Source organism: Halorussus salinisoli, assembly GCA_005239435.1.
Classification (GTDB): Archaea; Halobacteriota; Halobacteria; order Halobacteriales; family Haladaptataceae; genus Halorussus; species Halorussus salinisoli.
This window is the reverse complement of sequence record SZNP01000001.1, coordinates 541,755-567,912: the sequence shown is the minus strand read 5'-3', so window position 1 is coordinate 567,912 and position 26,158 is coordinate 541,755. Positions and strand designations below refer to the sequence as shown.

At 57.7% G+C, this 26,158-nt stretch carries 21 protein-coding genes; 13 read left to right on the top strand and 8 right to left on the bottom strand.

Annotation, left to right across the window (positions count from 1 at the left end; genetic code table 11):
• Positions 1 to 46: 46 nt before the first annotated feature.
• The 4 genes from E2484_RS07310 (at position 47) to E2484_RS07295 (ending at position 4,387) form a co-directional block, all read left to right on the top strand.
• Entirely contained in the window at positions 47 to 1,189 is a 1,143-nt protein-coding gene (locus tag E2484_RS07310; RefSeq protein WP_137284556.1) for a mandelate racemase/muconate lactonizing enzyme family protein, read from the top strand.
• Between the two features lie 84 nt (positions 1,190 to 1,273).
• A complete protein-coding gene (locus tag E2484_RS07305; protein WP_137284555.1) occupies positions 1,274 to 2,131 on the top strand; it encodes an NAD-dependent epimerase/dehydratase family protein in 858 nt (285 codons plus the stop codon).
• A gap of 104 nt (positions 2,132 to 2,235) precedes the next feature.
• The gene (locus E2484_RS07300; RefSeq protein ID WP_137284554.1) at positions 2,236 to 3,312 is read left to right on the top strand and encodes a Gfo/Idh/MocA family protein; all 1,077 of its coding nucleotides are present in this window, start codon (positions 2,236 to 2,238) and stop codon (positions 3,310 to 3,312) included.
• A 148-nt stretch (positions 3,313 to 3,460) separates the two neighbouring features.
• On the top strand, positions 3,461 to 4,387 hold the full coding sequence (locus E2484_RS07295) for a dihydrodipicolinate synthase family protein (protein WP_137284553.1): 927 nt from the start codon (positions 3,461 to 3,463) through the stop codon (positions 4,385 to 4,387).
• Positions 4,388 to 4,416: 29 nt separating this feature from the next.
• On the opposite strand, the gene E2484_RS07290 is transcribed toward E2484_RS07295, so the two are convergent.
• The 5 genes from E2484_RS07290 to E2484_RS07270 form a co-directional block, all read right to left on the bottom strand.
• The gene (locus tag E2484_RS07290) at positions 4,417 to 5,640 is read right to left on the bottom strand and encodes an enolase C-terminal domain-like protein (RefSeq protein WP_170977263.1); all 1,224 of its coding nucleotides are present in this window, start codon (positions 5,638 to 5,640) and stop codon (positions 4,417 to 4,419) included.
• A 491-nt stretch (positions 5,641 to 6,131) separates the two neighbouring features.
• Entirely contained in the window at positions 6,132 to 8,084 is a 1,953-nt protein-coding gene (locus tag E2484_RS07285; RefSeq protein ID WP_137284551.1) for an archaea-specific SMC-related protein, read from the bottom strand.
• Between the two features lie 166 nt (positions 8,085 to 8,250).
• Positions 8,251 to 8,847, bottom strand: a complete 597-nt coding sequence (gene rdfA, locus E2484_RS07280; protein ID WP_137284550.1) for a rod-determining factor RdfA — start codon at positions 8,845 to 8,847, stop codon at positions 8,251 to 8,253.
• A 193-nt stretch (positions 8,848 to 9,040) separates the two neighbouring features.
• Positions 9,041 to 9,802, bottom strand: a complete 762-nt coding sequence (locus tag E2484_RS07275; protein ID WP_137284549.1) for an IclR family transcriptional regulator — start codon at positions 9,800 to 9,802, stop codon at positions 9,041 to 9,043.
• Positions 9,803 to 10,238: 436 nt separating this feature from the next.
• A complete protein-coding gene (locus E2484_RS07270; protein WP_137284548.1) occupies positions 10,239 to 10,976 on the bottom strand; it encodes a sugar phosphate isomerase/epimerase family protein in 738 nt (245 codons plus the stop codon).
• 303 nt (positions 10,977 to 11,279) lie between these two features.
• Here E2484_RS07270 and E2484_RS07265 point away from each other — a divergent pair, with 303 nt between their 5' ends.
• Positions 11,280 to 12,032 carry a sugar phosphate isomerase/epimerase family protein gene (locus E2484_RS07265; protein ID WP_137284547.1) on the top strand — a complete coding sequence of 251 codons (753 nt, stop codon included), beginning with the start codon at positions 11,280 to 11,282 and terminating at the stop codon, positions 12,030 to 12,032.
• Positions 12,029 to 13,132 carry a Gfo/Idh/MocA family protein gene (locus tag E2484_RS07260; RefSeq protein WP_137284546.1) on the top strand — a complete coding sequence of 368 codons (1,104 nt, stop codon included), beginning with the start codon at positions 12,029 to 12,031 and terminating at the stop codon, positions 13,130 to 13,132. Before E2484_RS07265 ends, E2484_RS07260 begins: the two co-directional genes overlap by 4 nt.
• A 28-nt stretch (positions 13,133 to 13,160) precedes the next feature.
• Here E2484_RS07260 and E2484_RS07255 read toward each other — a convergent pair whose 3' ends face one another.
• Entirely contained in the window at positions 13,161 to 14,675 is a 1,515-nt protein-coding gene (locus tag E2484_RS07255) for a sulfatase family protein (RefSeq protein ID WP_137284545.1), read from the bottom strand.
• Positions 14,676 to 14,824: 149 nt separating this feature from the next.
• Between E2484_RS07255 and E2484_RS07250 the strand changes: the two genes are divergently transcribed.
• Complete coding sequence (locus tag E2484_RS07250) at positions 14,825 to 16,195, top strand: glucoamylase family protein (protein ID WP_137284544.1); 1,371 nt, start codon at positions 14,825 to 14,827, stop codon at positions 16,193 to 16,195.
• Positions 16,196 to 16,563: 368 nt separating this feature from the next.
• Here E2484_RS07250 and E2484_RS07245 read toward each other — a convergent pair whose 3' ends face one another.
• Positions 16,564 to 17,295 (bottom strand): sugar phosphate isomerase/epimerase family protein, encoded by a 732-nt coding sequence (locus E2484_RS07245; RefSeq protein WP_137284543.1) that lies wholly within the window; start codon positions 17,293 to 17,295, stop codon positions 16,564 to 16,566.
• A gap of 448 nt (positions 17,296 to 17,743) precedes the next feature.
• On the opposite strand from E2484_RS07245, the gene E2484_RS07240 reads away from it, so the two are divergent.
• The 6 genes from E2484_RS07240 to E2484_RS07215 all read left to right on the top strand — a co-directional run bounded on the left by E2484_RS07240 (position 17,744) and on the right by E2484_RS07215 (position 25,684).
• Positions 17,744 to 18,772, top strand: coding sequence for an ABC transporter permease (locus E2484_RS07240; protein ID WP_137284542.1), 1,029 nt, complete (start codon positions 17,744 to 17,746; stop codon positions 18,770 to 18,772).
• A 25-nt stretch (positions 18,773 to 18,797) separates the two neighbouring features.
• Positions 18,798 to 19,811 (top strand): ABC transporter permease, encoded by a 1,014-nt coding sequence (locus E2484_RS07235; RefSeq protein WP_170977307.1) that lies wholly within the window; start codon positions 18,798 to 18,800, stop codon positions 19,809 to 19,811.
• A gap of 254 nt (positions 19,812 to 20,065) precedes the next feature.
• Positions 20,066 to 22,063 (top strand): ABC transporter substrate-binding protein, encoded by a 1,998-nt coding sequence (locus E2484_RS07230; RefSeq protein WP_137284540.1) that lies wholly within the window; start codon positions 20,066 to 20,068, stop codon positions 22,061 to 22,063.
• Between the two features lie 188 nt (positions 22,064 to 22,251).
• Entirely contained in the window at positions 22,252 to 23,307 is a 1,056-nt protein-coding gene (locus E2484_RS07225; RefSeq protein ID WP_137284539.1) for an ABC transporter ATP-binding protein, read from the top strand.
• Positions 23,304 to 24,428, top strand: coding sequence for an ABC transporter ATP-binding protein (locus E2484_RS07220; protein WP_137284538.1), 1,125 nt, complete (start codon positions 23,304 to 23,306; stop codon positions 24,426 to 24,428). The genes E2484_RS07225 and E2484_RS07220 overlap by 4 nt, the downstream gene beginning before the upstream one ends.
• A gap of 131 nt (positions 24,429 to 24,559) precedes the next feature.
• Positions 24,560 to 25,684 carry a Gfo/Idh/MocA family protein gene (locus E2484_RS07215; RefSeq protein WP_321112048.1) on the top strand — a complete coding sequence of 375 codons (1,125 nt, stop codon included), beginning with the start codon at positions 24,560 to 24,562 and terminating at the stop codon, positions 25,682 to 25,684.
• Between the two features lie 91 nt (positions 25,685 to 25,775).
• Here E2484_RS07215 and E2484_RS07210 read toward each other — a convergent pair whose 3' ends face one another.
• Positions 25,776 to 26,036 carry a hypothetical protein gene (locus tag E2484_RS07210; protein ID WP_321112047.1) on the bottom strand — a complete coding sequence of 87 codons (261 nt, stop codon included), beginning with the start codon at positions 26,034 to 26,036 and terminating at the stop codon, positions 25,776 to 25,778.
• Between the last annotated feature and the right edge of the window lie 122 nt (positions 26,037 to 26,158).

Sequence of the window (26,158 nt, the reverse complement as noted above, 5' to 3'; positions counted from 1 at the left end):
AACTAAGCTGGGAAAACTATAACCGAGACCTCCGGAATACTCATCCATGGAAATCGCCAACCTCGAAGCGATTCCGCTCTCGCACGAATTACCCGATGGACGCTCCATGGGCAGCGTTCGCGGGAAGACGGGAACTCGGTTCGCAGCGTTGATTCGAGCCGAGACCAAGGATGGCCTCGTCGGTTGGGGGGAAGCGTTCGCCCCACCGCAGACGGTCGCCACCCTCGTCGACGAACTCCTTGCAGATGCCATCGTCGGAACGAGCGCCTACGAGGTCGAGTCGCTGGCCGAGCGCTCCTACACCGGCGATCTCGTTGGGTATCACTTCGGCGGGAGCGCGTTCGTCCAGTCCGCCATAAGTGGCATCGATATGGCGCTGTGGGACCTGAAAGGCAAAGCCAGCGGTGAGCCCATCCACCGACTTCTCGGCAGTAGCGGCACCCACTCGGTCGTCCCGTACGCGTCGACGGGCTACGTTACCGAATGGGAACAGGACATCCGCGAGCCACTCGAACAAGCGGCCGAGGAAGGGTTCGACGCGGCGAAGATCAAAATCGGGCGAGGCGTCGAGGACGACGTACACCGGGTCGCTGCCGCCCGCGATATTCTCGGCGACGACGCCGACTTGATGGTCGATTTCAACGGGAACCTCCGGCCCAAACAGGCGATTCGGGCCGCGAAGGAACTCGCCGAGTTTGACCTGACGTGGATCGAAGAGCCCGTGCCACCGGAGAATCTCTCGGGATACAAACGAGTCCAGAAGTCGATCGACGTACCCCTCGCTGCGGGGGAAGCACACTACGGGCGCTTCGAGTTTAAACGACTAATCGACGAGCGCGCGGTCGATATCGTCCAACCCAATCTCGGTCGGGTCGGCGGACTCTCAGAGGCGCGTCTCGTCGCCGACATGGCGAAAGCCGAGAACGTCGCTATCTATCCGCACGTCTGGAACAGCGCGGTGGGGGTCGCCGCGGCGCTCCAGTTCGCAATCAGCATCTCCGACTACCCGCACGCTGGAAACGTCCGTGAACCGCTTCTGTTCGAGTTCGACCGGAGCGAGAACCCACTGCGCCACGGCCTCATCGAGACACCGTTCGACCCGACTGGCGGCGAACTGGAAATTCCGCAGAAACCGGGACTCGGAATCGAAATCGACGAGAATGCGGTCGAACGGTACCGAATCGATTGAGTTCGAGCGCGAACCGAAGCCAACTCACCGAACGCCGAATCCGATCACCGTATCCTTATGTACGGGGGTGCGGTACGACCTCGCATGAGCCAGAACGTGTTGCTGACCGGGCCGTACGGTCGCTGCGGCACGGCGATTATCGACCACCTACACGATCGTGACGACTACGAGTTCACGTATTTGAACCGCTCGGACCGCTCTGAGGACCACCCTTACGGTAGATACGATACGGTCGTCGCAGATATCGCTAACTACGAGGCTATCCGCCCGGCGTTCGACGGGCAGGATGCGGTCGTCCATCTGGCCGCCTACCCGTATACAGACGGGAATTGGGGAGATATTCTCAGACCGAATATAATCGGGATGAACAACGTCCTCGAGGCGGCCCGCGAAGCAGAAGTCGAGACGGTCGTTTTCGGGTCGTCCAACCACGTCGTGGGCAGGTACGAACTCGAGAACGCCCCCGACATCTACGACGCGAACGTCGATTTCACCGTGGACCACACGGACCCGGTTCGCCCTGACTCCTACTACGGTACCTCAAAAGCGTTCGGCGAGGATTTGGGCCGATACTTCGTCGAAACGCACGAGTATCCCAAGCGATTCTACGCGCTCCGCATCTGTAGCGTTCGCCACGAGGAGTACGACCATCCATACGGTGACGCCGAGAAAGCCGTCGAAACTGGCGAGTACGAACGCGGTACTCCCGAGTATCGGGAGGCCGTTGCCCGGATGAAGGCGATGTGGCAGTCGCGCAGGGACTTCGCACACATGGTGGAGTGTTGTCTGGAGGATACATCGGTCGAGTTCGATGTCTTCTACGGCGTGAGCGACAACGAGCGCCGATGGTTCGACATCGACCATGCTCGCGAGGTGCTCGGGTACGACCCACGAGACGATGGTGGGGAGTGGGATTCCCCGCCTGAACACGCTCGGGAGTAATCTGTACTAGATTACGTGATGATGTGTATCGGGGACTCGAAAGGGAATTTGTCGGCCAGTGTCGGAACGTTTTTCATCGCCATGTCTGAATCCACAAACATACTATGAGTGCCAATCGCATTGCTATCGCTGGTATCGGTGCCGTCGCCGAACTTCACGCCCTCGCTGTCGGCGATATCGACGATGCCGAAGTCGTCGCCGGGTCCTGTCGAACCGAATCGAAGGGCCGAAAGTTCGCCGCCGAGTTCGATTGCACTTGGTACGACGACACCGAAGCGATGTTGGACGCGAAGGAACCGGACGTGCTCTCGGTGTGTACCCCAAGTGGCGCACACCTCGACCCGACGCTGGCCGCTGTCGAACGGGGGGTCGACGTGCTTTGCGAGAAACCACTCGAAATTACGACCGACCGAATCGACCAGATGATCGCAGCCGCAGAAGCGAACGATGTCCGTCTCGGTGGCGTCTTCCCGCAACGGTACAATCCCGTCGTCCGAACGTGCTACGATGCCGCTCGGGAGGGACGGTTCGGCGATCTCTCGGTCATCAACGCGTACGTACCGTGGTGGCGCGACGACGATTACTACGAGGGGGCGTGGCAGGGGACGCAGGCGCTCGACGGGGGCGGTGCGCTGATGAACCAGTCGATTCACGGTATCGACGCAATCCAGTGGCTCGCTGGCGCATCTCACGACCACGACAGTGGGGTGAACCCCGTCGAAGAAGTGTTCGCGTACACGGCCACCAGGGCTCACGAGGGCGATAAAATCGAGGTCGAGGACACCGCCGTAGCAGTGCTGAAATTCCGGAACGGAGCGATCGGGCAAGTGCTAGGGGCGACCTCGATGTACCCTGGTTCACTCAAGCGGGTCCAGCTTGGGGGACACGGAGGGACCGCCGAAATCCTCGAAGACGAACTCGTCACGTGGGAGTTCCGCGAGAGTCGCCCCGACGACGAGGAAATCCGCGAACGGTTCACCGAGACCGAGACGGGCGGTGGCGCTGCAGACCCGATGGACATCGACTACTCCAACCATACTCGGAACATCCGGGACTTCCTCGAGTCGGTCGAGAACGACGAGCCGTACATGCTCGACGGAGCGGAAGCGCGCAATGCCGTCGAAATCATCGAATCCATCTACGAGTCCGCCGAGACCGGCGACTCCGTTCGACTGAAGTGAACTACCCTCTCCTCTGCACTTCCGCTTGTAACCGACCGGACACGGGGCCGTAGATATAGCGCGAAGGATCGGACGAAACTCGATCGTTTGAACGCGACCTGTCGGCGAGGAGTACAGCTTTATTAGTCTGGATATGCGTCGAAGATACATGGCACATGCTGCTGTCAAAGAGGGTCTTCGGAGTGTCGCGGCGGGACTGCTCACGCCGTTCGACGACCATCTCGAAGTCGACCACGACGCACTTCGAGAAAACGCACGCATCGTCTACGACGAAGGTATCCGGACGTTTCTCGCCTGTGCGAACATCAGCGAGTACCACTCGCTCTCTCACGAGGAACGAATCGAAGTCACGGCGACCAGCGTCGAGACGCTGCCAGATGACGCCACCGTCCTCGCAGGCGTTGGGGGTGCAACGCCGACGGCGATAGACCTCGCGTCGAAGTTCGATGAGATTGGTGTCGATGCGATGATGGTTATGCCACCGACGCACACGTACGTCCACGAACATGGTCTCCTCGACTACTATCGAAAGCTTGGGGACGCGACTGATGCGCCGCTCGTGCCGTACGTTCGCGGATTCGACCCATCCGTCGAGTTCCTCTCGAACCTGACCGAACTCGACGACGTAGTCGGAGTGAAGTACGCTCTCGAGGACGTTCCGAAATTCGCCGAAGCCGTGGCCTCAAGCGACGATGTGGTCTGGGTGGACGGGATGGCGGAACCGTACGCGCTCGCGCTGTGGGCGGAAGGTGCCGAAGGATTCACGGCGGGTGTGAGCAACTTCGAACCGCGAATCGGACTCGCGCTGTTCGATGCTCTCAAACACGGCGACTGGGAACGCGCCCGTGAAATCCGTGCAGTTTGTCTTCCGTTCCAGAATTTCCGGAGCGGAACCGGGACCGGAAATACCCTTCCCGGTGCGGTGAGCGTTCCAGCCGTCAAGCACGGGATGGAACTCGCGGGCATGACGGGCGGCCGAGTTCGCGAACCAATTGTCGAACTCACAGAAGAAGAGAAAGAGCAGGTCGAAGCACTCTACCGAAAGGTCGAGTCGTTCGAGACTGAGAGCGTATAAGAGCGGAATCTCGTACTGCTACCGTCTCGCTACCAGCGGGGTTTGTTCGGGAGCCAGTCGCCCCGGTCGGCCATCGCGTCGGCGTACTCCGCGGCCATCGACCCGACCGAGGAATAGCCGAGCGTCTCGGACTCTTTCCACGTTTCGTGCATCTCTTCCACCCGTTCGTCGTCCAAATCGACGCCGAGCCCCGGTTCGTCGGGAACATCGACGAACCCGTCGGAGATTTCGATAGGTGAGCCTTCGATAACGTCGTCGGATATCCACGGATAGTGCGTATCACAGGCGTACCGTAGTGTGGGCATCGCGGCCGCGACGTGACTCATCGTGGCCATCGACACACCGAGGTGGGAGTTCGAGTGCATCCCCACCCCGAGGTCGAAGGTTCGAACGGTGTGATCGAGGTCCATGTTGCCCGAGGGTCCGCCCCAGTAGTGGTGGTCTGAGAGGATGACATCAATCGAATTCAGTTCGACGGCGGTCGCGATGTCGTCGAACTCGGTGACGAACATATTGGTCGCAATAGGGTAGTCCACGTTCCGCTTGAGGCGGGCGTGGGCGTGCATTGAGGGGACGGGATCTTCTAAGAACTCGACAGTCACGTCCATCTTGCGGAGGCGCTTGGCGATGCGAGTGGCCGTCTCAACGCTCCACGCTCCGTTCGGGTCGATGCGGAGCGGACACCGTCGGCCGAACTCCTCCGCCAATCGTTCGAGCGTTCGTAACTCGGTGTCGGGGTCGAGAACGCCTCCTTTGAGTTTGAGCACTTCAAATCCGTGTTTATCGACGAACTGCCGCGCCTGCTCGACCATCGCGTCAGGCGACAGTACCTCTCGTGGGCAGATAGCTGCGGTCTCTGGGTCGGAATCGGCGTACTTGTAGAAGAGGTACGCCGAGAACTCGACCTCGTCACGCACTTTCCCACCGAGTAGAGCGTGAACCGGTTGTCCCGTTGCCTTACCGACGACGTCGAGAAGCGCCGTTTCGATGGCTCCGTAAGCCATCTCGTCTTGGAGTCGGAGGCGTAGGGGTGTCCGCTCGTATGCGTTCATCCCTTCGACCAGATCGGTCGCACCCTCGAGCGCGGTAATGACTTGGTCATCGCCGTACGTCTCACCGACGCCGACGAGTCCATCCGCAGTTTCCACGCGGACGAGCGTACGCGCGGCGAGTTCACTGTGCGCTCCCCATGAATTCCGTAGTGGTGGCTCCCGATGTGCAACTGGGACGACCTCAAGCGAACGGATTTCCATCATAGGTTAATCTGCCAAGGAGTACATAAACGTTTAGCACTTCGCCGAGTTCGAGAGCCGTTCCGCCATCAAGGTTCCTTCCGGTTAGAAGTCTCCTAGCAAGCCGATGCCTACCATGACTTTCAGCGATGGTGAATTACCCTCGATTTCGATACCGCCATCGATGAAGTGCGCCGTTTGTGCGTATTCCCTGTCAGCTAGCGTTTTAGCGTTAGTGATCGCAACCAACGGAAAGAGATTCGAGGGAACTCCGTCCACCATTGGCGGAAAACGGTTTGCTGTTACCCATTCCGATTATGGGTATATTTAGGCCTTGGACTGTGACGCCAGTATTCACTGTTGATTCGAGGAGAATGAATGAGTAGTTACTGAATTCGTGGAGACACCATACCCTAACAAAAGTACCGTTGTTATGGAAGTGCTGAGCCTGGCCGTCAAATCCGCGAAGAGTCGTTACGTGGAAGAGATTTCCATCGCCGGAGACCGGCGGATTAAATCTCTGTCACTCGCTGATACCGCTCGTTGAGCGCGTTAGCGTCTTCCGGGAGTAGCGCCACGACGAGATAGTCCGTATACCCTTCCAAGTACTCCATCAGTAGCGAAATCCGCTGGGCATCTATAGCTTCGAGCGAGTCGAGCAACATGAAGGGAACCGTCTCGTGGACGTTGTGAACCAAATAGCCTGCCAAGGCGAAGATTAGACCCATAACCTCCCGTTCACTTTCGCTGAGATGATCGATCGTGTCCTCGTAGGTAACCCCGGCGTCGGTACGCCGGACGATGTGCAGTTCGAATGCGGACTTGGTGACCTTTCGACGACCCTCACGAGCTGTGCGTTCGACGCGCTCGATCCAAATGCGCTCGAGGTTGGCGTAATCCAGGATTTCGAGGACAGTATCCATGTGGTCGTTAAACTGCTCGATTACCTCCTGCTCTAGTCGGTCGATTCTGGTACGGTATTCCTCGAGTTCCGTCTGAACCTCCGCTCGCCGTTCTTCGATTTGTTCCTGTTCTGATAAGCGGCTCTCGATTGTTTCGATTTCGCTCTCGGCGTCGTCAAGGTCGCTCTCGAGGCGTCCAATCTCGAACTCAAGTTGATTAGCCTCGCGGTGAAGGTCAAGTATCTCATCGAAGTCCTCTTCCTGAAGCGCTTCAACCTCGGTCTCCAGCGTCTCGACTTCGTCAGTGAGACTGTCACGCCGATCTTTGAGGTTTCGTCGTCGTTCCTTGCGGTCATCCAATTCGGCTTCGACTTGATCGAGTTTGCGTTCGACGCGGTCTCGCTCCTGTTGCTGGTCCTCAAGTTCCCGGCGTTCCGACGTCAGCTCGTCTAGGTCACGGTCGATGTCGTTGGACTCTGCAAGCTTCTCTTTCCGGAGTTCCCGGAGTTCGTCCAACGTGGTCTCGATCTGGTGTTTTCCGACCTCGGTACCGCAGGTCCAGCAGACCACTGTCTCTGTATCCTCAACGATTTGATCGGTGATCGAATACGACGAGGCGTTGTCGTCGTGACGTTCGGCGAACGCGATTTGGTCGGAGCCACTTACCATTTCTTCGTTGAACTGAATGGTGCTCTGAAGGTCGCTAACCTCGGCCTCAAGTTCCTGTTTCCGGGATCGAAGCGTCTCTACTTTGGCGTCGAGTTCGTCCTTCTGGCCCGCAGGAGTTTTTGGAAGCTCCTCGAGTGTCTTCTCAAGGTCGGTCTGCTCGTTCTGCAGAGATTCGATGCTCTTACGCTCCATGTCGATATCACGCCGGACGCTTTCGAGGTCAGACCGAGTGTCTCGCAGTTCGTCTAATTTCTCTTCGAGGGCGTCTTTCTCTTGGCGGCGTTCCTCGACGTTCGCGTCGGCGGCTTCGAGTTCCGCTTCCTTCTCTTCGAGTTCACTCCGTTTTTCCTCGATCTGGTTTTCGAGGTTCCGTTTTTGCTGTTCGAGCGGAGGGAGGTTCTCCTTTAGCGACTCGATTTCTTCGAGTTCGTCGGCGATAGCACGCTTTTCCGCCTGCCGTTCCTCTATTTCTGCCTCGATAGCGTCCGTGTCGACGGGACGCATGATCAACTCGCGGAGGTCTTCTTCCCGGGAGACAGCACGCCTAGTCTCGTTCGCTTCGAGCAGAAAGGCAAACAAATCCGCGAGGTCCGTCTCCTCTAGATACGGTTCCCCGTCGAACGAAACGGAGTGATCTCGTCGCTGGAGCGTGCGAGTATAGGTTTCATCGCCGAGGGATAGCTCTACGTGTCCTTCTTCCGCGTCTGCTTTGAGCGAGACGTCGTCGCTACCGAGGGCCGCCATGATCGCTTGGAGGAGCGACGTCCGGTTGGTCGCGTTTCGCCCCGTCAAGATCGTCACACCGGGCGTGAAGTCAACGCTTGTCTCATCAATGCCACCGACGTTAGCAGCGTGAACCGTAACGGGTTGCTGAGACATATCTTCGTTAGCCATACACAATTCGGAAGGAAGTGCCCCTTTTACTTAACCATTTTTACTTCTCCCGCCAGTCAATAATTGATGTCGAATCCGCCACCTCAGACAGATAGGGTGTGCCGATTTGAAATGCTGAGACCGTTCCCACCAGTGGCGTTCAAGGTTCGTCCATACGATAGCCGGGTCACGAACTTTCGCAATTGCAGTGGCCGTGCTTCAAGAGTTCCTCAACTGAGTATCGAGAACCGCACGTTTCACAGAAGACGCGAAGATCAGCCAATACTTGAAGGGAATCGATTTGTATCTCGCCAGCATCCTGCAAACGGCGTAATTTGCTTTCGGTAACAGTCGAAAGTCGGCTCTTCAGCCGTTGAATGTTCTCCACTTCCCGTTCGGGGAGATTCGACGTATCGTCCGTGGGAGCAGAGACGTTACGATGGTTAGTCAGATACGTCCGTATCGACTGATAAGATACGAAATCGTCTTCGAGTTTCTCAACCTCGATACCGCTACGTTCGAGTCGGTTTCGCGCTTGAGAACGCATTCCACTGCTCACTTCATCTTCCGAAAGCAAACGATAAATGTTCTCAACCTCGCCGTCCAGAGGATTCGTGCTCGCCTCTTCAAGTGCCGCACGAAGGATCTGTTCGTTAAACCATGATTCGAGTTCCCTGAGGCTATATTGTTCGTTTCCCGTTCCAAGCCAGTAGTCTTCGAGCTGGTCGCCAACACCCGACAGGTCGTACTCCTCTAGAGCTTTTTCCACTTTCGACTGCCTCATGTTGCCCCCACCTTCGGAGCCAGTTGGTAAAACAATTTCGACGGGGTAATCGGACGATGATAATATTCTATTCACAATTGCAACGGTGGTGGCAAAGTTCAAGATTCGGGGTCAGCTAGGAGAACGGTGACTCAGCCACCCTTCACAATGGTACTAATGTTACGGTATTCGTGCGGTGGTACGGGTTCCGGCGTTACGCATACCGAAGTTTGATTCGAACAGTCTCAGTAATATTCCGAATGCGTTCGGGAATCGTCTCCTCGAAGCGTTCGCCGTTCATTCGGCCAACCGGGCCCGAAACGCTGATGGCTGCGTCCGGTTTCTCTCCGTCGCGAGGAAGCGGTGCTGCAACACAGCGGAGTCCTTCGACGCGTTCTTGTCGGTCAAACGCGATTCCCTCCTGACGAACCCGCTCGAGTTCCGCCATAAATTCGTCACGCGACGTGATGGTGTTCGGCCCATGTTGGGGGAGGCCGCGATTGTCGATAATTTCGTGAACACGTTCCTCGGGCATATGTGCGAGGATGGCCTTGCCACCGGCCGTCGAATGGATGTGGAGGCGAATCCCGATGTGGGTGTCCGTCTCGATAGCTTCAGCTCCCTTTGAGATATAGATGTGAGCCGCGAGCCCGTGGTCAGGGACGACCAAGTTGACTTTGTCACCGAGTTCTTCGGCGAGTTGGTCGATCTTGGGCTTTGCGAACTGGTAGAGGCGAGTCTGATCCCGGTGAAAACCACCGTCCTCGAGAAATCGATGACTGAGGTCGTACTCTTCCCCCCGCTTCACGAGGTATTTACAATCGTGGAGTGTACTCAAATGGCTGTGAACCGTACTGACAGGGAGGTCGAGATGGTTCGCAAGCTCAGAGACACCAGCACTCCCGTCCGTGTCTCGGACGGCGTGCAGTATGCGGAAGGTGGTCTGAACTGCTTTTATCCCTTCTCCGTTTGGCATAGTCAAGCGGATGGAACTCAACTGATATAAACTTTCTTCATCGGAACTAGCCTCGCACCTCCAGTACTCAATTTTCTGAAACTGCCCGTTTAGCAGGAATCCACATTCGCGGGGCTTCCGACGATGGTGAAAAGTATCGTGAAGGACATAAGAAACGTGTTCGTCCGAATTGTCGCTCTCCCCCGGTATGTGTTTACCATACCCGGAGTACTCGTTTCAAGTCATCAACATTTACCTATCCACTATCGTCGGAAGCGCGCTCGTTACCACGTGACTTTCCTACAAGGATAACCGAAAACGCACAGTATCGCCGAATACAGGCAAATTTCCATCGGATTCTAGAGGATAAATAGGCGCTGGCCGGAACCACGGCTAGAAAGTCGTCGCTTTCGATATCGAACAGCCCGGTCGATAGAATAGCCTCTCGTTAATACGTTTAGTCCATTTGTTTGAACTGCCGCAGTTTAGATGCGCCAGTGACGACCGACTCGACCGGGTCAGCGGGGTTTTCGTGTTCGTAGACGAGCCAATCAACGTCCGTTTCGACTGCTGTTCGAGCCGCCCGCTCAACGTCGAGGTCCCCCTCACCGAGATTGGTGAACTCCTCGTCGTCGAAATCCATATCTTTGAGATGGACGGAAGCCGTGCGGTTTCCGACCTTCTCGATGACGGTATTGGGGTCTTTCCCGGTGACGCCGATCCACCCGCAATCGAGTTCGAACTCGACTGCGTCGTCCGTATTATCAAACAGGAGATCGAAAGCCGTCTGCTCGTCGGTGGCGAACTCGTGACGGTGGGTGTGATAGAGGAAACGAAGGCCGTGGTTCTGATACTGTTCCGCTAACGTGGAGAGGAGAGTGGCCGTCTGTCGGGTCGCATCCGTGGACTCGAAATAAGTTTCATTTAGATGGCCGAGGATGACCGTCTTGGTATCGAGGATCTCGCATGCCTCCACGACTTCGGTCATCTTCTCTCGAAGGACATCAAGGCCGGTGGTCAAGCCAGCAACCTCGAGACCGGTCTCTTCGAGTGCCTCTAGCGTCGCTTCCGACGGCGGTCCGTTGAACTCGATTTCGACTCCATCAACGTCAGTTTCTGCGGCTATTTGTATCTTCTTGGGGTCCGACACGTCGAAATCGCGCAAGGTATATAATTGCACGGCAGTTTTGACCATGTATTTCTAGGAATGATTAGGAATAACTTAGGTGTTCTGGTGAACTGAATCCTTTTATTCTTTATATTATCATTCGTAATTTTCAGCGGGTGACAGACACCTCCCCGCGGTTTCATCCCGGACAGACTGTTCGACCATCGACTTTGCTGCGGTATCTGTCGAAAGACCATCGGCAGCAAGTTCCGAATACCGTTGAAGGGGATTTTAACCGGAAGTAACGGTCGATCTCTCGCGTCGTCCGTATCCTCGAAGCGACAGGTAAAGGCAGAACAAATATGTAGCGGGCATGGTTACGATTGGCACATGTCCCAAACGGCGATAATCATGGGTACCGTCGGCCAGATCGACGACTCGGTCCCGACCACCATCGAACGAATCAGCGAAGCGTCCTACGACGGTGTAGAACTCGGTGTTCGCGATTATGACTTCGAAACCGTCGTCGAGACTCTCGATACCGTCAACTTGAGCGTGACGAGTATCATGACCGGACTCGACCACATAAGGGAACCGAAGGACGAGTTACTCGAGACGTGTCGCGCACTCGATTGTAAGCGCGTCGTCCTCGGGTATCTCGACGAATCGTACTTCAAGTCACCCACAGCGACTGCGGAGACGGCCAAATTGTTGAACGAGTGTGCTGCAGTGTTGGACGACCACGGACTCGACCTTTGCTATCACAATCACGACCACGAATTTACGTCGTTCGGCGACCGGACGGCATTCGATATCCTCCTCGAACACCTCGACGAGGATATCGAATTCGAGATCGACGTGGGATGGGTGGGAGTAGGTGGTGAAAATCCGGTTGCGGTTCTCGAGAGGCACGGAGACCGCGTTCCTCTGGTCCACTTCAAGGACATGGTGTTCGAGACGGGAGACCCCGTCGCGCTCGGCGAAGGCGATCTCGACGTCGAGACCGTCGCGAAGACGGCGGCCGAGCAGGGAGTCGAGTGGCTCGTTTACGAGGACGAACGGGACAGTGACGGCGTCGAAAAGATGCACCACGGGTCGAGGGAACTTGCGAAGCTCACCGTTCGTGGAGGTGACGCGCGATGACGCTCAAGGTCGGGATGCTCGGATACACGTTTATGGGAACGGCACACAGCAATGCACTGGCCCGACTCCCCATGTTTTTCCCGGAGGCCCCCGAGACCGAACGCCACGTCCTCGTTGGTCGTCGGGAGAAACCGCTTGCGGAGGCGGCCGACCGGTTCGGCTTCACGAAGACGACGACCGATTGGCGTGAAACGCTCGACGAGGTGGATATCTTCCTCAACCTTGGACCGAACCACGTGCACGTGGAACCGTCCATCGAGGCGCTCGACCGGGACATCCATGTTCTCTCAGAGAAACCCCTCGCCACCTCGAAGGAGGGTGCCGAGCGGATGGCCGACGCCGCCGCAGAGAGTGACGCGGTGACTGCGACGGGGTTCAACTACCGGTTCGTCCCCGCCATCCAGTACGCGAAGGACCTCGTCGAAGATGGCGAACTGGGCGAAATTCGCCACTTTACGGGGCGGTACATGCAGGGCCACCTCGCCGGGAGCCCTGATGCCGACTGGTCGTGGCGACTCTCGAAGGAACACGCGGGCGCTGGCGCGCTGGGCGACCTCGGCGCACACACCATCGACCTCGCCCGATTTCTCGTCGGTGACGTCCGCCGACTCAGTGGTCACTGCCGGACGTTCGTCGATGAACGACCGGTTCCGGGGAAAGACGACGAGAGCCGAGAAATCGACGTTGACGACGCGTACTCGGCACAGCTCGACTTCGAGAACGGTGCGATGGGCGTGATAGAAGCTACTCGTCACGCCGCCGGGGAGAAGAACAACAACTCCATCGAAATTCACGGGACGAAGGGTTCACTGAAGTTCTCGCTCGAACGCCTTAACGAGATACATGTGTACCGTGAGGGCGACAGCGGGTACCAGCGGATTCCGATGAACAAGAGCGAGGACCCCTACGGCGGCCGCTGGTGGCCGCCCGGCCACAACATCGGCTGGGAACACACGTTCGTCCACGAGTATGCGGAGTTCCTCACCGCCATCGATGAAGGGACCGAGCATCGTCCCGACTTTGCCGACGGGGCGGCGGTTCAGCGCATCATCGATGCAGTTCAGCGCAGCGACGAACAGGGCCGTTGGCTCACGTTGTAACGGTAGTCAGGACAACGTGAGCGCCCTGTTACTCGGATCGAAAATACGAATCGATAGACTGCTCGACGTATCCCGGATGTGCTTCGAGTTCGGCCGCGTGTTCCTCACGACCGGTCGTGCGTAGCCGTTCAGCGTACGACTCGACGTGTTCCTCCACTTTGGCGTGGTGTGGCCCGCCCTCGCGAATCACCTCCAGCATCGGATCCGTCAGGGTGCGAGGTGCGTCGGGATTGCCTCCGGCTTCACCAGTCGCCGCCTCTAGCAGTCGATTACTCACCCATTGGTCGAGTAGCGAGAGCCCTTTGCGAGCAACGTCTGGTTTCTCCTGCGCGAGGTTCGTCGTCTCGTGAGGGTCCGCCGCAAGGTCGTACAGTTCGATGGGGGCGAACTCCTTGAGACCGTCGTGGTAGGTGCGGATCAACAGCCAGTCATCCCAACGCACGCCGCGCTGACACGACCATGCACCCTGACTCACTACCAGATAGTCGCGGCCTGCTTCGACCCCGTCGGTGAGCGAATTAGCGAACGACTGTCCGTCCCAGCCTCCAGGGATGTCGCCGTCGACGAACTCGGTGATAGTCGGTGCGAGGTCAACCTGATAGTGGAAGTCGTCGTCCACGCCGTGTTTCACTCCGGGACCGCTGATGATGAGCGGGACGCGACAAGACCTGTCGTCGGCAGTGTGGTGGTCGCCGTAGACGTTGAGTTCGCCCTGATTTTCCCCGTGGTCCGCGCTCACGATGACGAGTGTGTCCTCGAGCACGCCTTCCGACTCAAGCAGGTCGAGGAGGCGGCCAATGTGGTCGTCCATGTAGCGGATGCCGGTATCGTACCCGTCGATCCACTGTTCGAAGTCCTCACGGGACGCAATTTCGTCGGGCGTGCGTTCGAACGGCGCGTCCTCGCCCCAGCCGTGCACGTCTTGAGCGCTGTGTGGCCCGTAGCTCTCGTATTGTTCCTGAATCGTCTCCTCGTCGGGCCACTCCGGCGCGGGTTCATCCTCGAAGGGATTGCCGTACTCCAGCGGCGTGTCGTACGGCGTGTGGGGGTCCCAGAAGTTGACGTGGAGGTACCAGTCTTCGTCGCTCGCGTTGTCTTCCAGCCATTCCTTGGCGTGCGGATACACTTGGTCGCTGCGGAAGACATCGGTGTGATGCCATTCGTCGAAGCCGTCGAGGACCTGTATGGCACCGTGGTGCTGGGGAAAGACACTGATGAGCGCCGTGTGGAGGCCTGCTTCGCGAAGCACCGTCATCCACGTGCGGTACTCGTCCATCTGGGTGTTGAACTCCCGATTGGGGCCCCGTGGACGCATAGACGCGTTGATTCCACCGTGATTGATTACCCCGGTGTGGATGCCGAATCGGCTGGTGAACAACGCGGTTCGAGAGGGTAGGCACGGGGCGTCCGAGGCGTAGTAATTCGTAAACCGTCGGCCCGAGGACGCCAATCTGTCGATGTTTGGGGACGTGTCTCGATGATAGCCGTAGCAACCCAGATGGTCCGGTCGAAGCGAATCGCAGTCGATGTACAGAATCCGCATACGTATGCGAGTCAGCGGGGCCTTAATCAATGTTACGTGAGCGACCGATACGACGCGCTGGCGGTGTACGGCTCAGTCAACGGTTGGAAACAACCTACTGCCTAAAAATTTAATACGGAAGAAGATAATCGTTACTCGGTAGCAATAGCATGAAAGAGGACAGAGATACCCGACTATCGCGTAGACAACTCCTTCGAGCGACTGGCACCACCGGCCTCGCTGCCACGTTCGGAACGGGCGTCGCTGCCGCCGACAGCCACGACGACCGAGAAAACAGTCTCCGCGGAATCGCACGCCATCACTACCGGTTCTTCGAAGAGTTCACTTCCGACATTGGATTTCCGGACGACGTCGTCGACGTGAGCGGGGACACTGTCGAGCGTTCGATGCGAACGTCCCCGTCCAACATCGCGATGTACATCGTCAGTACGGTCGGTGCGGACGAACTGGGAGTCATTTCGACGAAGGAAGCGAGAGAGCGACTCGAGACGTTGCTCGACACGCTAGAACGAGTCGAGACGTGGAACGGCCTTTTCCTCCGGTGGTACGACATCAGGGACGGAAGTCCGTGGGCGACTGACCACGGTGGGTCGAAGTACGTTTCGACGGTGGACAACGGGCACCTGACGGCCGCACTCACCGTGATCGGACAGGCGTACTCCGAAATCGGCGAACGGTCGCAGGCGCTCGTCGCTGCCCAAGATTACTCGCCGTTCCACAGCCCCGAAAACGGCGAACTCATCGGCGGGTACGATCTCCAATCCGGGTTGGCCGGTTGGACGTACGGCATGATAAATAGCGAACCACGAGTCGCTAGCTACTGCGCCATCGGCAAAGGAGACATGCCGAAGACCCACTGGTGGCGACCACAGCGCACGTTCACGCCGAGTGACACCTGGACTCAGCAGACGGCCGAAGGCGAGTGGAAGACTTACGACGGCGTGGACGTGTTCGAGGGCCACTACGAGTACAACGGGACGAAGTACGTGCCGAGTTGGGGTGGCGCGCAGTTCGAGGCACTGATGCCCTCGTTGTTCATCAAGGAGCAGGAACTCGGCTCCGACGGATTCGGACTGAACAACCACAATTGGGTGGATGTCCAGATAGACTTCGCAGAAGAGAGAGACTGGCCCGTCTGGGGACTATCTCCGTGCGGAACGCCAGACGGATACGGCATTTTCGGCGTCCCTCAACAGGGTGCTTGGGACGGCCACTACACGGGCGGCCCTGTCGTCACGCCTCACGCATCCTTCCTCGCTCTCGACTACGCACCCGATGCAGTCAGAGAGAACGTCCGGGCGCTCCACGAAATGGGTATCGAAGGCGAGTACGGTTTCTACGACTCCGTGAACGCAAAGACGGGTGAACTGACCAAGAAGTATTACGCGCTCGACCAGGGTATCTCCCTCGGTGCCATCGCGAATCACCTCACTGACGGTGCTATCAGGGAGTACTTCCACCAGAGCGAGGTTGGCCAGCGACCCGAGGAGCTACTCAAACGCGAAGAGTTCACCATCTGAGAGGCTGCACACCGCACTCCATCTTCATTCCCCATTTTCGTCGATCGACGACCGAGCGAGGACGTGGTTTCGACCGCACCGGAGTCGAGCATAGATACCCCAGTTACGTACAACGTATCGAGTTCCGTAATTCCGAAGCGGAACGTCCGTAATCCGACTGACGAGCGACTTCGGAAGGTGAAACGCGCGCTGGCCAACGGAGAAGTTAGGGTTCGCGTCGCTCTAACCGAATCAGTTCCACGCCGGAACGGTGGGGTTTCAGTGGTCTGCAAAGGTCCCCGACGGTCACGACGATACCGAAAGAGGTCCTCACTGGGGTCGGGAAGCCCAGGCGAAAATCCAAACGCCGGAGTACGGAGAGCTTTCGACTACAGCTGCGAGAGGAACTCGGCCCCGAAATCGATCGATTCGAGGGGGTCTTCGGGGTCGTCGTACTCGTAGATGAGCCACTTCATGTTGGCCTTCCGTGCGGCCTCAGCGCAGGCCGGTATATCGACATCCCCGTCGCCGATTTCGACCGGCGTTCCCGACGCTACCGCTACGTCCTTGAGATGAATCAGTGACGTTCGGTCGCGGACCCGTTCGATAGTGGCGACGGGGTCCGAATCTCCGGCCGCGACCCAGCCAACGTCGAGTTCGAACAGGACATCGTCCGTCCGCTCCAAGAGAACGTCGAATCCCGTCTCACCGCCGTAGTCGGTGAACTCCTGGTCGTGGTTGTGGTAGTGTAACTCGAAGTCGTACTCGGTGACGCGGTCTGCGAGCGCAGCGATACGGTCGGCCGTCGTCACGGCCTCCTCGCGCGTCTCGAAATGTGAGGCGGGCAACCACGGCACGACGAGCGAGTCACAGCCGAGGGTTCGGTAGATCTCGATGGTGTCCGCCAGGTCGTCCTCAAGTTGCTCGATACCGACATGCGCTCCGGTGATACCGAGGTCGCGTTCCGCGAGTTTCTCCGCGACGCGGTCTGGGTCCTCCCCGCGCAGTCCACCGGAGAACTGCACGCCGTCGTAGCTGGCGTCGGCGACTCGGTCGAGCAGGTCGGTCATCGCGAGGTCCAATTCGCGCACGCTGTAGAGATTGATAGCTGTACGTACCATATCTCTGCAATCCCGGATAGCCCTTTTTATTCTTTGGGTACTTCGGAGGGGTTGCTCAGATAAACGTACCTCGCCTGCAGTTATCAGTGGTAACTGGTAGACGCACGTCATCCAGTTACCGTTAGTAGTTGGCGGTGTGTAGGGCACCCCCCTTCAGTACTCGTGGCTTCCATCGCGGAATCGAACGCCGTTTTCTGGAGTCAGGGTGGCGTCGAGCACGGGTCGCCCAGTCAGGATTGGGATATCGCTATAATCGCGCCTCCAATCATAGTTGTCTAGTCCGGAATCGATCTGGATGGATTCGGTTCGGCTTTCGCGTGCAGCGCGGCTGGCTAGAAAGCACCATTATTCTAATAGGTTGATAGTAACTTGTCTGGTGTGAACGTGATGACCAAGCGACGGATTACCAAAACTTTATTTGTCTAAGTTAGGATGCAAGGGGTAGACGATGAACTATTACGTTAGGCGTATCGGAATGGCCATACTGGTGTTGTTCGCCGCCACCAGTTTCGCGTTCGTTCTCTTTCGTTCGATGCCAGGAAGCATGGAAACTATCCTAAAGACGCGGCTGATAGATCAGGCCGTCGCAGGCGGAGGGAGTGCGAGTCAGGTTGACCAAGAGCGAATTGACCGACTCGTGGCGGTGTACACCAACGTTAACCCCGACCAGCCGCTGTACATCGCGTATTTCAACTACATGAAGGATATCATCCTCCATCAGGACTTCGGACAATCGATTTGGCGGCAGGAGCCTGTATTCGACATCCTGTTCAGGAAGATGCCGTGGTCGATTTTCATCAGCGTCTATGGTCTGATACTCGGAATGACCGTCAGTCTCCTGCTCGGTGCCGTCATGGCTTACAAGGAGGGAAGCAGGTTCGATTCAGCCTTGACGGTCTTCACCATCCTCAATCAGACGATACCGTACTACATCGTTGCGATCCTCTCGCTGATCGCGTTCGCGTACATCTACCCGATATTCCCGACGGGCGGGAGATACTCTCCGGCTACAACGCCGGGATTCAACCTACCGTTCATGACGAGCGTAGCCTATCACGCCGCACTGCCCATTTTCTCGGGATTCATCGCCGGGTTCGGGGGTGCACTCGCGTTCCGCGGAAACTGCATCCGTGAAATGGGGAAAGGATACCTCCGCGTCGCACGACTCCGCGGAATTAACAAAGGACGTATCGCCATCCGATACGTCGGCCGAAACGCAGTCCTCCCCGTGTACACGGGCCTAATGATGGGTATCGCAGGTATCTTCGGAAGTAGTATCATCCTCGAGTCGATATTCCAGTACCCGGCAGTCGGATTCGCGACGTTCGGGGCGCTGCAGAATCGCGATTATCCGCTGTTGATGGGAGCATTCGTCTTCTTCACGACTGTTACGATCATCGGTGTCCTGATTGCGGACTTCACGTACGGTATCATCGACCCCCGTGTTCGCGGAGGTGAGGAACGTGAAACGTACTGACGAGTCTCGGTCCGACGAGACCGCTGTGGACGATGTCGCGACTGACGGCGGACAACTTGACCACGAACTGTTCAACAAGACCGCAGAGACACCATCGTACACGCGGAGGGAGCGGTTCACTCGGAAGTTGGACGCGTACTTCTACGCACCCATGGCGGTCGCGTGGAACGATTGGCGTGCACGCATCGGTTCGGGAATCCTGTTGTTTTTCCTGCTGATGGGGACGGTAGGACCCTACATCGTCACCGAACCGTCGACGTTACAGGGGCCAATCTTCCTCGACCCGTTCAAGACTCTAGAACATCCGCTCGGCACTGGTATTACGGGGAAGGACCTCCTCAGTCAGTTAGTTCACGCGACGCCTGCGATGTTGAAGATGATTACCGCGGGGGCACTGCTCTCCATCGTCCTCGCGACGGTCATCGGCACCGTTGCGGGCTACAAAGGCGGAAAAATAGACAACATCTTGATGTCGCTGACGGACATCGTCCTGACCGTCCCTGGACTGGCGCTCGTCCTCGTCATCGCGTCAGTGTATCCCCCGCGGAACCCCTGGGTCGTGGGACTCATCCTCGGTATCGACAACTGGCCGGGACTTGCCCGGACAATCCGTTCTCAGGTACTCAGCATCCGCGAGGAAGCGTACGTCGAAGCGTCGCGAGCGATGGGACTTTCGAAGTGGCGAATCATCCGCAAGGACCTCATCTCGCAGCTCATGCCATACATCTCCATTAACATGGCGACGAGTTCGCGCGGAATCATCTTCGAATCCGTCGCGCTGTACTTCCTGGGGATTCTCCCATTCACCTCGCTCAACTGGGGCGTCCTCCTCAACGTCGCGTATCACGAGAGCAACCTCCGGAGTCCGGACAACATCCACTTCATCCTTCTACCGATGTTGACCATCGCACTCATTTCGCTCGGATTCGTCCTGTTTGCGCAGGGCATGGACCGCATCTTCAACGTGCGTCTTCGAGCGAAGCACGCGAAGAAAGTCGGAGGGGACGACGATTCGGCGGAGGTCAGCGGAAAACTGTAAACTGTCTCGGGTCCGAACCTGACCGTTCGGCCTCGGATGCAACCTCAGCCTTCCGTTACCTAACCACCAGATACACGGCGGGTAAAGAACCCGTTCGCGACGTGCACTCGACCGGCTTCCACATCTGAGACCCACGGAGAGATATCCTTATCGGAAGATACACGATATTCTAGTAAATAATATCCGCATCGCCGGCAAAAATACTGAAAAACCATAAAAACTTTAAGTTGGCTTTCGAAAGGGGGAGCGAAGGCATGCCAGGTGATAGCAACCCGTCCAGTAAACGGAAGACCTCGACGAATCTCTCGCGGCGCAAACTGCTTGCGATGACATCCGGTGCGGCGGCTGCAGGTATCGCCGGATGCTCCGGGAAAGATAACAAGAATAAGAACCAGAGCGACGCGACCATCGCGACAGCGAGTCGCACTACCCAGAGCGGGACGACCGAAACAGTGTCGGACGATGTCGAACTGAAAGAACCGCGGCTGGACAAGGTCCAATGGCTCTCCTTCCAGCCGAAGAACATGGAGATGAACCCGTTCAACCCCTCGCCGAACGGTCCGGGACCAGCGTGGCAGGCGTGGCGGGAGAAGGCGATGAACTACTCCTTCACGTCGAACAGCTTCATTCCGTATCTCCTCAAGGAACAGCCGAAAGTCGACGGTTGTGAAGTGACGTTCAACTACCGTGAGGACTTCCAGTGGTGGGACGGCGAACCCGTCAACGCCGACGACCACATCACGCGCTGGAAACTGAACGCGTACTTCTACGGCGACGGTCCCGAGGCGGCCGACGAGTCGATAGAAAAAGTCGACGAGTACACGGTCAAGAAGACACTCCCACGACCGCTGAACCCGACGATCGTGGTGATGAACCACCAGTTTACGGTCGGTGAGTTCAAGACCGGTTTCTATGGGAAGTACGTCGAGAAGTTCGAGAAGGCCTCGAGCAAGGAGGAAATCGACGCGGTCAAGAAGGAACTCACGAGCCTCGAAATCGGTCTCCAGAAGTACGTAGACGAGGGTCTCGGCAACGGTATGTGGAAGCCCGAGGAGTGGAACACCACCGAAATCGTCAACAAACCGGTCGAGGACCACCCGTACGCCAAGAAGACGAATATCGAGGAATTCCGCATGAACATCATGTCGGACAAGCAGAAGAAGATGCAGGCCTTCTCACAGGACCAGCTCGACGTGGGAAGGAACGTCTCCTCGTGGCGCGGGCAAGTCGAGCCCCCGGAGGGGATTAAAGCGCTCTCCCAGTACCGAACGCTGGGCGGTCCGAAGGCTTGTTTCAACTGGCGCAACGAACACCTCGCCCGCCGCGGTGTACGCCGCGCCATCGCGTACATTACTGACCTCAACAAGATCGCGACCGTTCTGAAGGACGGGTACGGCAAGCCCGTCCAAGTTCCGGGAACGGTCGCCTCGGGAATGACGCCCGCGATGGAGGAGAAGTACCTCGGGAAGGACTTCCTCGATAGCCTCATCGACTACGGTCACTCGGCCCAGCCCGAGAAAGCCAAGCAGGCCATGAAGGACGCCGGATACACGAAGCAGGGTAACGTCTGGGTCGGTCCGGACGGGAAGAAGACGAAGGGACTGACCTACTACGCACCGAACTGGGGTCCGTGGCCGATGTCGGCGAAGGCTCACTCCGAGATGCTGAACGACTTCGGCATCAAGAACGACTTCATCTCCCCCGAAAGCGGCTCGTGGGGGAAGGTCGCCTTCGACTCGTTCGACTTCGACATCAACCAGTACCCCATCGGCAAGAATGTCCCGCACCCGACGCGATTCTTCGACGTCGGCGCCCAACAGGGCTTCGGGCGGTACGACAAACTGGTGTCCGACCCGAACAGTGCCGAGGGCTGCTCGCGGAAGATAACCCGCCCGAAACTCGAGGGCGACAAGAGCCCCGTGTTCAACCATCCGTTCAACCCGACGCCGAAATTCCCGAAGGAAGTCGGCGCCAAGGAGGTCAGCGGCGACGGCGAGCAATTCCGGCCGTTCGAGTGGTATCGCGGCATGGAACTCGCGGAAACCGAGGACCGAGTCAAGAAGTACGCCAAGAAAGCTGCCTGGTACCACAACTTCCAGGCGCTCCACATCGAAATCTTCAGCGACGTGTACAGCATCTGGGGAGACACGGAAAACTTCAAGTTCCCACCGAAGGGCGCACCGGAACTCGGAATGGGCGCCACCGAATGGCTCACCAAGCGTGGTCAGATCGACGGCCGGCCGAAAGAGTAACTCGGTAATTCAGCCACAGGAATGACCGCACCGCCGAGTCTGCCGAAAATAGCGGGATTCCCCGCCACCCGATATTGATTCAAAATACTCGAACGATAAAAAAGCGAACCAGTATATTTATACCGATGAAGGAGATTGAGCTATGGTATGTCGAGGCAAGGAACGATAGTTAGGAAGGAGATTATGCTATGTCTGTAGAAACCTCCGCCAAGGAAGCGACAGGAACAGAGGATGACGTCGTCCTCGAAGTCAGAGACGCACGTGTCACGTTCGACATGGAACGCGGCGAGTCTCGAGTACTCGACGACGTCAACATCGAAATCAGACGCGGCGAAGTGCTCGGAGTCGTCGGCGAATCCGGGTCCGGAAAATCCATGTTTGCGGACTCGCTGTTGAACGCGGTCGTCGACCCCGGACAGTTTTCCGGCCAAGTCATTTACCATCCGAAAGACGACGAACCGATCGACATTCACTCGCTCTCGCCGTCCGACCTCAAGGAGATTCGGTGGGAGGAAATCTCGTTTATGGTGCAGGGTGCCCAGAGTGCGTTCAACCCGACGATGACCATCGAGTCACACTTCTGGGAAACGTTGAACGAACACGACTACGACATCCAGGAGGGAATGGAACGAGCCAGGCAACTGCTTTCGGACCTCTACCTCGACGCCGACCTCGTCCTCGACTCCTACCCCCACGAGTTATCGGGAGGGATGAAGCAGCGTGCGCTCATCGCGCTGAGTCTGATTCTCGAACCCAGCGTCCTCGTCATGGACGAGCCGACGGCAGCGTTAGACCTGCTGATGCAGCGGTCGATTATCAGCCTCCTCCACCGACTCAAGGAGAAATACGATCTGACACTCGTGTTCATCACGCACGACCTCTCGCTGGTCTCGGACATCGCCGACCGGCTCGGGGTCATGTATGCGTTCGAGTTCATCGAGCTAGGGCCGACCGAGGAGATTCTACACCACCCGTCGCACCCATACACGCGGGCGCTGCTCAACTCCGTCCCGAACCTCGCCACGGTCGAAGAAGAGATGAAGCCGATTCCAGGTTCGGCACCCGACCCAGTGGACATACCGACCGGGTGCTCGTATCACCCGCGATGTCCGCTCGCCGACGAGAAGTGTTTGCAGGAAGACCCAACAATGCTTCCTGTCGACGATGAACACGAAGCGGCGTGCTTCTATCGAGACGAAGCGAGAGACGAACTTCCCTTGAACTACCTCACGGACGAGTCATGAACGCCAACGACGAACCACTCCTCTCCATCGAAAACGTAAACGTCCACTTCAAAAGCAGTAAACTCATGGGACTCGGCGGGTCAGAGACGGTCCACGCTGTCGACGACGTCTCCCTGAGCATCCCCGAAAACGATGTCGTCGTCCTCGTCGGCGAAAGCGGATGTGGGAAGACCACCTTGGGCAAGACGGCAGTTGCACTCCAACGGCCGACCGGAGGAACGGTGAAGTACCGGGGACAGAACGTGTGGGAAGCCAAACGCAGCGCCGACTCCCTGAACCCATTCGCAAACAGGTCGGACGAGATTCCCTTCAAGGAAATTCGCCGTTCGCTGCAGATCATTCATCAGGACCCGGGGTCGTCGCTCAACTCGAACTACACCGTTGAGTCCACTTTGGAGGACCCCTTGAAGCGTTGGCAATCCGACCTCTCGAAGGAAGACCGGCAGGCGCGCATCCACGGGATGTTGGACCGAGTGGGGATGACGCCCGCCGAAGACTACGCGAATCGCTATCCTCACCAACTTTCCGGCGGTGAACAACAGCGAGTCGCACTCGTCCGCGCATTATTGATGAACCCGGACCTCATCCTGGCCGACGAGTCGATTAGCGCCCTCGACGTCTCACTTCGCGTGGAGATGATGGACTTGATGCTCGAACTGCAGGACTTGTTCAACACCTCCTATCTATTCATCTCGCACAATCTCTCGAACGCGAAGTACATCGCCAGCAAGGCCGACGGCCGCATCGGCATCATGTACCTCGGCGAACTCGTCGAAATCGGCCCTGTCGACCAGATCATCGAGGATCCACAGCACCCTTACACGCAGGTGCTGAAGTGGGCGACGCCCGACCTGCTCTCGAAGAACGTCGAGGAACCACCACTCCGTTCGCTCGACGTTCCGGACCCTGCGAATCCGCCGAGCGGGTGTCGATTCCACAACCGCTGTCCAGAAGCACGTGAAGTATGTGCGAAGAAACATCCCGAGATGCGAGAGACGGGGTCCGAGCGACGGGCGGCCTGCTTCCGTGCAGAGGACGACCACGAGTACTGGGACAGCGAACCGCTCGGTGAAGGGTCCGAACGTGACCAAGCTACGGAGGCTGACTCGGTAGCTGATTGAAACCCCTCCACCGTCCGAGACCGCCGAGCGGGACGATCTCGCAAAGTCGTCAGACAGGCGGTGAATTTGCGGGTGGAAGATAAATCACCTTATAGACACCAACGAAACATCGAACGTTAGAATACATCACTATGACATCTTACAATATCGGGTTCGTCGGAACCGGCTCTGACCCAGAGAACCCAGACGAGACCGGATTTGCAATGGCGTACAGACACGCGAAGGCGTACCAAGAGCACCCAGACTGTCGTCTCGAAGCTTGTGCCGATATCGTTCCGGAGAACGCCGAGGCGTTCTCCGACACGTTCGAAATCGCGGACGACGAGGTTTACGAAGATTACGAGAAGATGCTGACCGAGGCTGAACCCGACATCGTCAGCGTTTGCGTGCCGCCAGCCATTCACGCAGACATCGTGCTCGGTTGTATTCGTAGCGGCGTCCCCGATGCGGTTCACTGTGAAAAGCCCATGGCGGATACGTGGGACGACTGCCGTCAGATGGTCGAGGAGGCCGCGGAAACGGGCATCCAACTGACGTTCAACCACCAACGCCGCTTCGGGGAACCCTTCTTGAAGGCCAAGGAGTTACTCGACGACGGAGCCATCGGCGAGTTACAACGAGTCGAGTTCACCGCAGCGAACGTTTTCGACTACGGTTCGCACTCGTTCGACCTCTGTAACTACTTCAACGACGAGGCCGAACCCGAGTGGGTCATCGGCCAGATAGACTACAGCGAACAGAACATCCTGTTCGGTGCACACAACGAGAATCAGGCGGTCGTACACTGGCAATACGAAAACGGCGTCCACGGATTCGCCGCAACGGGTCAGGGTACCGAGACGGAACTTGTCGACTGCCACAACCGTCTCGTCGGGACCGACGGTGTCATCGAGATAGGTGTCGGCTTCTGCGGTGACCACCGTGGGCCGACGCTCCGCGTGAAACGCAACGGTTCCGCCGGGTGGGAGACCATCGAGACCGAGGAGGACATCCACGGTCAGAAGGACATCGCTGGCTTCGGAAAAGGACAAGTCGTCCACGACCGGGCCATCGCCAACGTAGTCGGTGGCCTCGACGGAGAGGAACCGTCCGTCCTCAGTGGGGAGAACGCACTCCGCTCGACGGGGCTCATCTTCGGGTGCTGGGAATCGGCCCGCCGACGCGGCCGCGTCGAGTTCCCTCTCGATATCGACGATAATCCCCTCGATGCCATGGTCGAAACGGGAGAAATGAATCCGACATCGGCGAAGAAGTAGCGGTTGGCTCTATCTTCGGAGGTGGTCTCGCTGAACGAAATACTCTTTTCGGAAGGTCGATCGAGAACGAAGACTGCGAGTCTGAGAGGCGTTACTGGTAGCCGACGAGCTTCAACAGGAGATAGCCGAGTCCAGCGTAGAGGAGTGCACTCGCCCCCCAGATACCGAACATGCCGGCTAGTACGCCGTTCATCGCGAACGCTCCCGCGACGATGAGTAGTGCGCCCACCGCTGCGACGAACAAGAGGAACGACCCTCGGATGGCGAGAAGTACTTCGAGTATCAGGTCCCAGGAGCGCGAAAGTATGGATTCATCTTGTTCCTGCTCAGTTGAACTATTGACTGTTCCCATCGTTAGCCGAGTAATCCATGTTTAGTAGTAAAAGTGTTATGGTGACGCATCGCATACAACACTCGCTCGAACGGAAATTAAGAATCGCTTCCGTCAGAGCGTGTGTCGTCCCGAAGGTATTT